General features: G+C 67.8%; 9 protein-coding genes. 3 read left to right on the forward strand and 6 right to left on the reverse strand.

Annotated features, from left to right (window positions below; translation table 11 throughout):
* Positions 1-11 precede the first annotated feature (11 nt).
* On the forward strand, positions 12-1,580 hold the full coding sequence (locus tag AB0L95_RS00330) for an alpha/beta fold hydrolase (RefSeq protein WP_365154623.1): 1,569 nt from the start codon (positions 12-14) through the stop codon (positions 1,578-1,580).
* A gap of 151 nt (positions 1,581-1,731) precedes the next feature.
* On the opposite strand, the gene AB0L95_RS00335 is transcribed toward AB0L95_RS00330, so the two are convergent.
* The 5 genes from AB0L95_RS00335 to AB0L95_RS00355 all read right to left on the reverse strand — a co-directional run bounded on the left by AB0L95_RS00335 (position 1,732) and on the right by AB0L95_RS00355 (position 6,876).
* A complete protein-coding gene (locus AB0L95_RS00335) occupies positions 1,732-2,172 on the reverse strand; it encodes a DUF6278 family protein (protein ID WP_365154625.1) in 441 nt (146 codons plus the stop codon).
* A gap of 78 nt (positions 2,173-2,250) precedes the next feature.
* Positions 2,251-3,030, reverse strand: coding sequence for an exodeoxyribonuclease III (locus AB0L95_RS00340; protein WP_365154628.1), 780 nt, complete (start codon positions 3,028-3,030; stop codon positions 2,251-2,253).
* 78 nt (positions 3,031-3,108) lie between these two features.
* The gene (locus AB0L95_RS00345) at positions 3,109-3,744 is read right to left on the reverse strand and encodes an MBL fold metallo-hydrolase (RefSeq protein ID WP_365154631.1); all 636 of its coding nucleotides are present in this window, start codon (positions 3,742-3,744) and stop codon (positions 3,109-3,111) included.
* A gap of 71 nt (positions 3,745-3,815) precedes the next feature.
* The gene (gene pcaC / locus AB0L95_RS00350; RefSeq protein WP_365154634.1) at positions 3,816-5,114 is read right to left on the reverse strand and encodes a 4-carboxymuconolactone decarboxylase; all 1,299 of its coding nucleotides are present in this window, start codon (positions 5,112-5,114) and stop codon (positions 3,816-3,818) included.
* Between the two features lie 469 nt (positions 5,115-5,583).
* Complete coding sequence (locus tag AB0L95_RS00355) at positions 5,584-6,876, reverse strand: hypothetical protein (RefSeq protein WP_365154636.1); 1,293 nt, start codon at positions 6,874-6,876, stop codon at positions 5,584-5,586.
* Between the two features lie 390 nt (positions 6,877-7,266).
* On the opposite strand from AB0L95_RS00355, the gene AB0L95_RS00360 reads away from it, so the two are divergent.
* Both AB0L95_RS00360 and AB0L95_RS00365 read left to right on the forward strand, forming a co-directional pair.
* Positions 7,267-9,267, forward strand: coding sequence for an AAA family ATPase (locus AB0L95_RS00360; protein WP_365154639.1), 2,001 nt, complete (start codon positions 7,267-7,269; stop codon positions 9,265-9,267).
* A complete protein-coding gene (locus AB0L95_RS00365; RefSeq protein ID WP_365154642.1) occupies positions 9,251-11,134 on the forward strand; it encodes an ATP-dependent helicase in 1,884 nt (627 codons plus the stop codon). The genes AB0L95_RS00360 and AB0L95_RS00365 overlap by 17 nt, the downstream gene beginning before the upstream one ends.
* A gap of 165 nt (positions 11,135-11,299) precedes the next feature.
* Here the strand turns inward: AB0L95_RS00365 and AB0L95_RS00370 are convergent, their stop codons facing one another.
* The gene (locus AB0L95_RS00370) at positions 11,300-12,511 is read right to left on the reverse strand and encodes a tyrosine-type recombinase/integrase (RefSeq protein ID WP_365154645.1); all 1,212 of its coding nucleotides are present in this window, start codon (positions 12,509-12,511) and stop codon (positions 11,300-11,302) included.

The following is a 12,511-nucleotide window of genomic DNA, read 5'->3' on the forward strand; positions in this document are numbered from 1 at the left end:
AGGAGTGACCCGTGGGAAACCACCGCAAGGCCCTGCGCACGACCACCGTGGGTGCCGTCTCGGCGACGCTGATCGCCGGCAGCGTCCTCGGGTTCGCCCCGACCGCCCAGGCGGCCTCGAACGACATCCGCTTCGTCGACATCACGGGGGACGGCGGAACGGTCCTCAAAGGGAACGTGGTGACCCCCTCGGGCACCGACGGCACGCGCCGCTATCCGCTGCTCGTGCTCCCGACGAGCTGGGGCCTGCCACAGGTCGAGTACCTCGCCCAGGCCCAGAAGCTCGCGGACTCCGGCTATGTCGTGGTCACATACAACGTGCGGGGGTTCTGGCAGTCCGGCGGCCGGATAGAAGTGGCCGGGCCCCCCGACATAGCCGACGCCTCCCGGGTCATCGACTGGGCGCTCGCCAACACCCCGTCCGACGCCCGGCACATCGGGATGGCGGGGGTCTCCTACGGCGCCGGTATCAGTCTGCTCGCCGCCGCGCACGACAAGCGCATCAAGGCGGTCGCCTCGCTGAGCGGCTGGGCGGACCTGATCGACTCGATCTACTCCCAGCGCACCCAGCACGTCCAGGCGGGCGCCCTGCTCGACGGCGCCGGTACCCTCACCGGCCGTCCGAGCCCCGAACTCCAGCAGGTGTTCCAGGACTTCTTCGCCTCCAACCTGGCGAAGGAGCCGGATCTGATCGCCTGGGGCAGGAAACGTTCCCCCGCCACCTACATCGACGAGTTCAACAAGAACGGCACGGCGCTCCTGCTCGCCAACGCCTGGGGCGACACGATCTTCCCGCCCAACCAGTACGTCGACTTCTACGAGAAACTGACGGGGCCGAAGAGACTGGAGCTGCGTCCGGGCGACCATGCCACGGCCGAACTGACCGGGCTGTTCGGGCTTCCCAACGATGTGTGGACCGACACTCAGCGCTGGATGGACCACTATCTCAAGGGCGAGGACAACGGCATCGACCGCGAACAGCCGGTGGAGCTCAAGCCCCGCTCCTCGGGCGGGTACGAGGGCTACCCCGACTGGAAGTCGGTGGGCGCGACACAGCGGAAGATCGACCTCGCGGGAACCACCACGATCCACGCCAACGCCGACTCCGGCGCGGACGGCGGGGTCATCTTCCTGTCCAGCATCCTCGACCAACTGGCCCAGGTGCCGCCGATCGCCTCGATCCCGCTGCTGCCGCGCCGCTACGCGGCCGTGTGGCAGTCGCCGAAGTACGCCACCGCCCAGCACATCCGCGGTACGGCGAAGCTGCACACCACCGTCACCGGCACCAAGGAGAGCGGCACCCTCGTCGCGTACCTGTACGACGTGGGCCCGCTCGGCCTCGGCAAACTGGTCAGCAACGCGCCGTACACCTGGCACGGGCTGACGCCCGGCAAGCCGTTCGGCGTCGACCTGGAGCTGTTCTCCACGGCCTACGACGTCCCGGCCGGGCACCGGCTCGCGCTGGTCGTCGACACGGTCGACCCGCTCTACATCGAGCACAACCCGTCCGGCGCGCAGCTGACCTTCTCCTCGCCCGCGGAGGACCCGTCCTATGTGTCCGTTCCGCTGCGCGAGCAGTGATCTTCGACCGCCACCGGCCGGGCACACCCCGATGAACTGGTGCTGCCCTCCCCCTACGGTCTCGGTGGCCGTGGGGGGTGCCCCACCGTCACCGAGATCGCGGGGACGAACGCCCCATCCTAGTCGAGGTTCCGGCCGGTGGTCCCCAGGGCTAGAACTCCGCCACCTCGGCGTACACCTGCGTCAGTTCGGGAGCGCCGGTGTCCGCCCAGGTGTGGCCGGCCTCGACCACGTCGATCTCGCGCCCGGAGGTCAGCCGTACCACGGGATGGCCGCTCGGCCACACCACCCAGGCCGCCCCCGGCACCGTACGCACGATCACCGTGCCCAGATACAGGCCCGCGTCGTTGCCGAGCCAGGGGACGATCTCCTCGTCGTCGCGCCAGCGCGGCACGATCTGGTCGAGTGCCTCCAACGACGCCGCCGAGTCGTCCAGTTCGACGCCCGCATCGTCGGCCTGGGAGCGCAGCAGCTCGCACTCGGAGAGAAGTGCGGCGACGCTGCCCGGGTCGGGGTCACCGGTGGAGAGCACCGAAACCCCCCGGGAGGGGCCTCGTTTCTTGCGCCAGTTGCCCAAGAAAGGGATGTTCATACGCCCAGCGTGACACCCCCGCCACGGCTCGCACCACAGGGCGCGCGGACTCCGGCCGCCGCGCCCCGCGCAAGGCCGTCACAACCCCAGGTCGACCACCACCGGCGCGTGGTCCGACGCGCCCTTGCCCTTGCGCTCCTCCCGGTCCACGTACGCGTCCTTCACGGCCTTCGCGAACGGCTCGTTGCCGTACACCAGGTCGATGCGCATGCCGCGGTTCTTGGGGAAGCAGAGCTGGCGGTAGTCCCAGTACGTGAAGGGGTGGTCGTACTTCAGCGGACGCGGGACCACATCCGTGAGACCGGCCTCACGCAGAGAGGTCAGGGCGGCGCGCTCGGCGGGGGTGACATGCGTCGCACCCTCGAAGGCGGCGATGTCGAAGACGTCGTCGTCCGTCGGCGCCACGTTGTAGTCGCCCAGCACCGCGAACGGACGGCTGCCCCCGGCGTCGCCCGCCACGGCCGCCTTCAGGGCCTCGAACCACTGCAGCTTGTACGCGTAGTGCGGGTGGTCCACCTCACGGCCGTTCGGCACGTACACCGACCAGACGCGGACCGGGCCGCAGGTCGCCGAGACGGCGCGGGGCTCCTGGACGCCGTCGTAGCCCGGATCGCCCGGCAGGCCCTTGACCACGTCCTCCAGGCCTACGCGGGAGAGCACCGCCACGCCGTTCCACCGGCCGGTTGCGTGGACCGCCGCCTCGTACCCCAGCTCGCGGAGCTGCTCGTAGGGGAACTGGGCCTCTGAGACCTTGGCCTCCTGGAGGCACAGCACATCCGTGCCGCTGCTCTCCAGCCAGGCCAGGAGCCTCGGGAGACGGGCGGTGATCGAGTTCACGTTCCAGGTGGCGATACGCATGTCCTCCAACCTACCGGGCGGGTACGACAACCGGTTGGGGGCCGCGGAGCCGGGCCCCCAACCGACGCGCCGCGGCCGTCAGACCTCGGCCGACCCGCCCGGAGCCAGGCGCAGGTGCTCGGCGCCGCCCAGCGCGCCGATCTGGTTGTCGTAGATCGGTCGCGCGAGATCCGTCAGAAGGGCGTCGTGGATGTCGTACGCGCGCTGCGGCTTGACCTCGCGGACGTAGTCGATCACCTCGGAGATCTTGTTCCAGGGGGCCATCACCGGAAGCATCAGCGTCTGAACCGGGTGGTCGGGGACCGTGAGCGCGTCGCCGGGGTGGAAGACCTTGCCGCCGTCGATCAGAAAGCCGATGTTCGTGATGCGAGGAATGTCCGGGTGGATCACCGCGTGCAGCTCGCCGTGCACCTGGACGTCGAAGCCCGCGGCGGTGAAGGCGTCGCCGTGACCGACCGTGTGCACACGGCCCGGGAAGGCCGCCGAGATCTTCTCCGCGACGGAGGCGAGGGTCCAGATCTCCGCGCCCTGGCCGGCCTCCAGGGCGGCGCGCAGCCGGTCCTCGTCGAAGTGGTCGAGATGCTCGTGCGTGACCAGGATCGCGTCGGCGCCGACCGCGGCGTCCTCCTCACTGAAGGTGCCGGGGTCGATGACGAGCGTGCGCCCGTCCTTCTCGAGCCGGATGCAGGCGTGCGACTTCTTCGTGAGCTTCATGAGCACCATCCTGCCCCCGCCCAGGCGTCCGGGGTCCCCCCGACGTGGTGCTCCCACTACCCGGCTGACGATCACTCCTGCGGGGTCGTCTCCTCGCGGATGACCTCCTGCGCCACCTTGAACGCGCTGCTCGCGGCCGGTACACCGCAGTAGACCGCCGTCTGGAGCAGCACTTCCTTGATCTCGGCCGGGGTCAGTCCGTTGCGCAGGGCCGCCCGGGTGTGGGAGGCGAGTTCCTCCAGATGGCCGCCCGCGACCAGCGCGGCGAGCGTGACACAGCTGCGGGCGCGCCGGTCCAGGCCCGGCCGGTCCCAGATCTCGCCCCACGCGTAGCGCGTGACGAACTCCTGGAAGTCCCCGGAGAAGTCGTCCGCCGAGGACAGCACCCGGTCGACGTGTGCGTCCCCGAGCACCTCACGGCGGATCTTGAGCCCCAGCTCGTACGGGTCGGCCCGGCCCGCGGGCTCGGACGTCATGACGGGCGGGGCGATCTCGGCCACGGGCGCCACCGGCGCGGGCGGCGCGAGCGCCGGCTTGACCGGGGGTGCCGTGATCGCCGTCAGCTGGCCGGTCGTCGCGTCGAACGCGGGCTGCCAGGCGGTCGAGAAGTGGTGGACGAGCAGATCGGTGACCGCCGCGGGCTGCTCCACAGGCACCAGATGGGAGGCGCCGGGGACGACCGCGAGCCGTGCGTCCGGGATCCCGGCGACCAGGGTGCGGGCCTCGGCGGGGCCGGTGACCTGGTCCTCCGAGCCGACGAGGACCAGGGTCGGCGCGCTGATACGGCCCAGCTCGGCGCGCACGTCGAAGGCGGCGAGCGCCTCGCAGGCCGCGATGTAGCAGCCGGGGTCGGTGGTGCGGACCATCTGCACGGCCCACTCGGTGATCGCGGGCTGGGCGGCCGCGAACCCGGCGGTGAACCAGCGCTCGGGGGAGGTCCGGGCGATGGGGTCGAGCCCGTTCGTCCGGACGATCACGCCCCGCTGACGGAACTCGTCGGCCGTGCCGAAGCGCGGTGACGCGGCGATCAGGGCGAGCGAGGCGAGACGCTCGGGGTGGCGCAGGGCCAGCTCGATACCGACGGCGCCGCCCAGGGCGCAGCCCGTATAGCCGAAGCGCTGCACTCCGAGCCCGTCGAGGGTGGCCAGCAGCCGGGCGGTGAGCTCGGCGACGGAGCCCACCGGGTGCGCCGGGGCGCCGCCGTGACCCGGCAGGTCGTAGCGGAAGACCCGCCACTGCTTGACGAGCTCGGGGATCTGCCGGTCCCACATGTGCCATGTGGTACCCAGTGAGGGACCCAAGATCAGGACCGGAGCGTCTTCTGGCCCGTCAAAGCGGTATTGCAGGGTGTTCGGTGGTGTCTCACTCACGCCCCAGACCCTCTCACGTCTCACGAAATCTCACACGGCCAGGTGAACCCGGCGGCTCGTGACTCTCGCGGCGCGGCACGCCCGGCGCTGCCGAGACCCTCGTGGGTCCACGTACGAGTTTTTCGATGTGCACGCCTGACCGTGGGGACAGTGCGTCCTCCTGGCTCGCGCACCCTCGCGATCCCGGCGCTGCGCAGCTTCCCACTTCGGCACGGCTTCCAGACAGTCTGGTTTGCAGCAAAGCGGGTAGTAGGACTCCGTTAGCTCTGTCTTGATCTTGGTGCCCAGCTCGCGAAGGCTCCAGACGAGGACGCGTAGGACATGGTGGACGGCCCGAACCAACCGTCGCTTCAGTTGCGATAGCCACGCTTGAAGTCTGCTTCGCGCCGACGATCTTCTTCTTCGAAGATGTCGATGGGGCGTAGGGTCCGTCACCAACAGCGCATGGGATCGGCACCCGCTCGCCTCCTCAGGGTGCCGGACGGGTAAGCCAGTCGGCGAAGGGCGTGCGGACATCCGGAACGTGCAATGGCGTGGCGTCTGCGCCGGCGTGGCGCGCTGCCTGCAGGACCGTTGTGAGGTCTCCGCTGGCGAGCGTTTCGACGGGGCACGCACTGCACTCGCCCTCACGGGCATGCTCTGTCCCGGCATCGGCGATGGCACGGACATGAGCGAACCCGTCGAGCCCGCGGTCTACACGAAGCGCGTACCAGGTGCCGTCCTGCTCAGCCCCGGGGAGTCCGGCTGCCACGCCCGGGTACATCGGCAGATAGACGTGGCCATCGTTGACACGTACGAGGACCACCTGATCCAGGTAGTCGCACAGATCGGGCTCAGGCTGATGGTCGTCCAGCCAGGCGACGGCTTCTTCGCGCGGTCCGGGACCCCACAGGTATTGGGCGGGGAAGACGGTGGTGGCGCTTCGAGCATCGAACTCCATCAGGTTCGGGTCAGTAACTCCGCCAGGGCAGAACACGGCACGGACCAGGACGTATGTGAACCTCCCCTCCTCGTCCTCTTGGGCCAGCTGGCTGGCGTAGCCAGCCGTGGTGTACTCGCCGCTGTCGTTCCAACCGATGGCGATGATGCTCCGGCTGAGCGGTGCCGGATACAGCCGACCTCCCGGCGTCGCGTGCCCCCACAGATGATTGATGATCTCCGCAAGGTCGGAAAGCTCCCTGGCCGCTTCCACCGGAGAGGTCAGGTGGTAGGTGCCGTGCGCCACCATGTTCCGCAGCCTGCGCAGAACCGGTTCCAGAGACCGGTTGCGCTGCCCGCGCAACATGCCCTCGCGGCGGGCCCAGGTCAGCAACCCGTCGAGCATGGCATTGAACGGCTCCCACACCCGGGAAGCGCCCATGCGGATTTCCGCACCGCGCACCTTCTTGTACTGCTCGAAGAAGTCGCTGTAGCTGGTCATCGTGATCTGGTACTCGTGCTTCTTGCGATCCCGGACCTCGACGACCTGTCCATGGTGGGCGACGAACCGGTCCCGCAACGCTTGCTCCAGCGTCAGCCGGGCCACGTCTGCCACCAGCGTGAACAGTTCGTAGCAGAGCACTCCGTGGCTGTGGGCGGCGCGCAGCTGATCGAACTTGTGTCGGGTTGTTTCAGTGACATCGTCGGCCAGCCTGAGCCCCGCGATCACACGCTGCTGGAAGTCGGCGGCGTCCTCCGGCTGCATTTGGCCCAGGCCGAGAGGTGTGAAGCGCAGAGAGCGTTCGTCGGCGGCCTGCAGTTCCTCCAACGGCTTGATGTCCATGCGCGCCCTTTCCTGCCTCTCCTAGGCATGCGTCTGGCGAACTGGTCAGGATGAGGTCTGCATCCTGTGCGGTGCAAGCGGATTGAGATTGTGCAGCGGGACAGGGTTGGGCCAGGCAGGGGGCGCCGGTCAGGATTGCGCGATGATGCCGACGTCGGGCCGAACCAGAGCTTGTGAGCCGGGACCGGCTCGGGCAGTACCGGATCAGTGAGGCCGCCTGGGTATGCGCTGAGACAGAAAGGACCACCAGTCGCAGGCCGACATACGCTCGCCAGGCCGCGCCGAGCGGGGGGCGTCCAGGCCGGGGCGCGCAAACACCAGCCGGAGCACGGGGCGTTCTGGAATGCTGACCTGTGTACGGATCGCCACAGAGGGCCGGTAAGGGGACGTATGGGCCTGCACATCTCGCGGATCGAGATACGGAACTTCCGCAACTTTCAGCACCTGGTCATCGATGACTTCCCCGCCCACGCGGTGATCGTCGGTGAGAACGGGGTCGGCAAGTCGAACCTGCTGGAGGCGATCCGTCTGGTCCTGGACCCCTCGTTGCCCGACGCCCGCCGACTGCTGCGCGAGGAGGACATCTGGGAAGGCCACCCGGGGGGCCTGAGTGGCAGGGCCGAAGTGACCATCATCGTGGACCTACAGGGATACGACAGCGACGACGACGCCAAGGGAGTCCTGTCGACGGCCACCGTCGACTTCGATCCCTATACCGCGCGACTGACCTACCGGTTCGCTCCCCGTACCGAGATCGAGACCGCCGCCGGTCCCGCGGTCCAGGTCACCGGACGGCCGCTGACCGCCCAGGACTACGACTTCGTCGTCTTCGCCGGCGTGAGCGAGACCAACGACGTGCGCAGGATCCGACGCGAAGTGGCCCTGCGCGTCCTGCCGGCGCTACGTGACGCTGAAGCCGACCTGCACAACTGGCGTCGCAGCCCCCTGCGGGACCTGCTCGAGCGGCTTCCCCTGGACCCGGCCAACCTCGAGGCCACCGCCTCCGCGATTGCCACTGCGGTCGACCAGCTGACCAAGGACGCCAACGTCGCGAAGCTCGAGCAGCACCTGGCCGACCGGCTGCAGGCCATGCTCGGGCCGCGCCTGGCGGTCGAGCCCACCCTCGGCTTCGCCTCCTCCCAGCCCGACGAACTCATCCGCGCCGTCCGCCTCTTCCTGGACACTGCCCGCCGCAGAGGCATCTCCGACACCAGCCTCGGCAGCGCCAACGTCATCTACCTCGGCCTGCTGCTGGAAGCCCTCAGCCAACAGCGCCGGGACGAGCAGTTCGTCGCCACCCTGATCGCTGTCGAGGAACCCGAAGCACACCTCCACGTCAGCCTCCAGCGCCACCTGTTCGGCTACCTGCTGCGCAGCGGACCGGCCCTCATCCTCACCACACACAGCCCCCACATCGCCGCAGTCGCCCCCGTCCGCTCCTTCATCGTCCTGCGCGCTACCGAGGCAGGCACCGTCGGGGCCAGTACTGCCAGCCTCCCCGTCACCAGCGACGAGGCCGCGGACCTCGAGCGCTATATCGACATCAGCCGTTCCGAGGTCCTGTTCGCCTCCGCCGTCATCCTGGTCGAGGGACTGGCCGAGCTGTACGTCCTGCCGGCTCTGGCCGCCGCCGCGGGATTCGACCTCGACGCCTACGGCACGGTCGTCGCCAGCGTCCACGGAACCGACTTCAAGCCCTACCGGGCCCTGCTGGGGCCCCGCGGCCTGAACACTCCCCACGTGATCATCACGGACGGCGATGCCGCCCCCGACAAGCGCAACCGGCGCGAGGCCGGTCTCACCAGGGGCGCGGGCCTCCACCCCAACCCCACCCAGACCGCAACGCTCCTCACCCAGATCGGGCAGTTGCCTGAGTACGGCACGGCTACTTACCACGCCAGCCGCAGTCCCCTCGCCGACGCCCTGCAGAGCATCGGCGTGTACGTCGGTGCTCAGACTCTGGAAACCGACCTGTGCGCCCTCTTCGGCGACGAGATCGTGGAGGCATTCCAGGAACTCAGCAGCAATGCCAACGCGATCGCCGAGGTGCGCCGCGGCGTCGCCAACGAACAGAGCCCGACCGTGGACCCCGACGTCCGCAAGGACATGCTGGACCGCATCTCCGACTTGGGCAAAGGCCGCTTCGCACAGCGGCTTGCCGCGCACATCCGCGCCGTTGACCTGCCAGCCCGCATCCGCACGGCGGCCCAGATCACCGACTCCGGCACACCCCTGGACACCCGGGCCCTGCACCACCTGGGCACCGCTTCCTACCTCTTCCTCGCCCTGGACGACATCTCCCACAAGGCCCGCGGCACCTCACTCTTCGCCGCCCGGCGGGACACCAACGGCACCAGCGAGCCGCGGGGAACCGATGCTGCAGGTCAGTGACGCGCTGCTGAGCGAACTCGAAGAACTCCACCCTACGCAGCGCACCGCCATCCTGCACCCAGGCAACGTCGTCCTACGCGCCGGCCCGGGCAGCGGCAAGACCCGCACACTCGTCGCCCGCGCCGCCTACCTGCTCGAAACCCAGATCTCCGCCTTCCGCGGCATCGCGTGCATCACCTACACCAACGCCGCAGCCGACGAGATCCGCCGCCGCGTCCTCAAACACGGCGTCCGCACCGACGGACGGATCACCTGCTCCACCGTCCACGCCTTCTGCCTCAACGAGATCCTGCGCGCCTTCGCCCCGCTCACCAAGGAACCCGCACCCCAAGCAGGACAGGTACTCGGCGACAAAGCCACCCAGATACTCCTGCAGCACTGCTTCGACCGCGTCGGCATCGCCGAGACCCTCGCCCAGTTCCGCACTGGCGAGAACACTAGGATCCGCCGCGCTCTGGCCTGCGGCGAACCCCTCGAGACCTTCGACCCACGTGAAGTAGAGGCCGCCCGCCTCTACGAAGAAGAACTCACCACCAGGGGAGAGACCGACTTCGAGTCCATGGTGACCCGGGCCCTGCGCATAGTGCGCGAGCACGAACCTGTACGCGACCTTTTGCGCGCACGCTTCCCGCACCTCATCGTGGACGAATACCAAGACCTCGGCGGAGTCCTCCACGAACTCGTCGTGGCACTGCACGACCTGGCCGGCATCACCGTCTTCGCTGTCGGAGACACCGACCAGTCCGTCTACGGATTCAGCGGCGCTGACGCCAAGTACCTGACCGCCCTGGCCGAACGCGGCGACTTCCGCGACCTGCCCCTAGACGTCAACTACCGCAGCGGACAAAAAATCATCGTCGCCGCCGAAGCAGCTCTCGGAACAACCCGTGAGCGCCGTGCACGCGACGGCGCACCTCCCGGAAGCGTCAACTTCCACCCCGTCGAAGAAGGCTTCGACGACCACGCACGACTAGTCTGCGACCTGGCCCAACAGGCAGAGCAGCAGCAGGTCCGACCGGAACGCATCGCCATCCTCTACCCGCAACGCGGCCCCCTCCTCGACGCCCTGCTGGACGAACTGACTCGACGCGAGATCTACTTCCTCTACGAACGCGACGACAAACTTCCCGCCGGAACCCTTTCCCGGTTCGTTCAACGCTGCGCCAGCCGCGCGGTGACGAACTACCAGATCCACACGGCCTCCGCCGACGAACGACCCGATATGCTCCGCCGGGCCGAAGCGCCCCCGCTTGCCCAGTTGGAACACACCCTCACCACCCTGCGCACTGAAGCCCAACTACCCCCGCCGCCCTCCCGCCTGGCCCTACTGCGGACGCTGCAGACCTGCCTCGACCCCCAGCCGCCCTACCCCTTGGACGCCTCCGCGTACGACTGGCTCCAGCAGCTACGCGCCAGCCTCACGCTCGACGCGATCGCCGAACAGCATCCCGACAAGGACAACAACACCAGCCTCGGCGAGCTGGCCGCCCTGTGCCGGTCCAAGGGCCTCGTCCTGCAGGACCTGGCCCAGGGCGAAGAGGTCATCGGGAAGATCCTCCTCACCACCTATCACTCAGCCAAAGGCCGCGAGTTCGACACCGTGATCCTCCCCGGGCTGCTCAACGGCATCATCCCGCGCAACGTTGCAGACCGCGGGAAGTGGCGCCAGCCCACGGTGAAGGAACTCGCCGAACAGCGGCGCACGTTCTACGTTGCCTTGACTCGCGCCGAGAGCACGCTGCACTTGATCTATGGCCCCGGCTACCACACCAAGAACGGCTATTGGCGTTCAGACGGACCGTCGGACTTCCTGATTGAGATGTACAGGCGCCTTCCGACAACGGACTTGTCGGAGCAACAGACGTGAACACCTCGCGCAGGACTGAAGGTCGCCCGATTTGCGTTCCCGCCTGCGCGATAGCCGCCCCGGCCCCCGCTGGTCCACAGCCAGCAGCCGGCCTCCGGGTCACCTCGATTTTGACTGCCATACTGCTGGGCAGGTCGCTCAATCGGCAGGCCGCCTGAGTCACGCTTACCCCTCCGTCGCAGCACCGTGCAGGCCGTCCCACGTTGTGGCGGCTCCGCGGAGGTCCTCCACGTCCGGCTTCACATACCACTTCTTGGTGGTCTTGACGTTCGTGTGTCCGGCCCACCGGGCAAGGATGTGATCCGGCACGCCTTTGTTGGCGAGGTATGTGAGGCAGGAGGAGCGAGCGTCGTAGAGGCGCACTCTGCGGAGTTCAAGGATCTCCATGAGCCGGTAAGCGCGTCTGCGGAGCTGCTTGATCGTGAAGGCTTCCCCAGTCTCGTGCACCACCACGTATCCGGAGTCCGAGTAAGCCTCACCGAGGACGAGCTTCTCCTTGGCTTGGAGAGCCCTGAACGACTTGAGGGCAGCCAGCACCGGTGCCGGCAAAGGAAGATCCCGTTCCCCAGCCAGGGATTTGGTGTCCTTCTCCACAACGTACCGATTCCCCATCATCGTCCGCGTGTTGGCTATGGTGATCGTGGCGGCCTCCAAGTCCACGTCTTCCCATCGGAGTCCGCAGACTTCCGCCGGACGTAGACCCATGAGGGACAGCAAGAGGGCAGCGTAGAGCCGTTCTTTCCGGACACCGTGAATGAACGTCTGGATCTCCTGGACGTTCCACGGCTTCACCTCCTGCTTCTTCTTTCGCTCCTCTTTGCGTGCCCTACGCGGAATAGTCACATGCTGGGCCACATTCATGGTTACTAGCCGACGCGTAACGGCTCGATTCAGGGCATCCTTCAATCGAGCGAGACTCATTTCCACGCTGGTCACTCCGAGCGGAGTGCCTGCTTTACCACCGCGCACCCGCCCATGCTTCAACGCCCAGTGCATCCAGTCTTCCACATCTTCCTCGGTGAGTTCCTGAAGCCGGATGTGCCCCAGCCTCCCCCGAACTCGATCGAGGGTAACCCGATAGTTGTAGATAGTGGTCTCTTCCAGATCCTCTGCCTTCATGGCCAGCCACTGATCAAGCCACTCATTTACATTTATCTGGTTGGGCGGTACGAACGTCCCTTCCTCGCGGCGGTTGGTGATGCGCGCGTACTCAGCCTTCGCCTCCTTGAGCGTGGCGAACGTACGAGTCAGCTGTTTGCGCCTCCCGGTCGCAGGGTCGATGCCTACGTCGACTACGAACCGGTAGCGCACCTGCCCCTTGGAGTTGGGTGGAAGCTTCTTGATCGGAACGGACAGGGGGTACTCACTCTCCTTCAA

It is taken from the genome of Streptomyces sp. NPDC052036, from assembly GCF_040680495.1.
Lineage (GTDB): Bacteria > Actinomycetota > Actinomycetes > Streptomycetales > Streptomycetaceae > Streptomyces.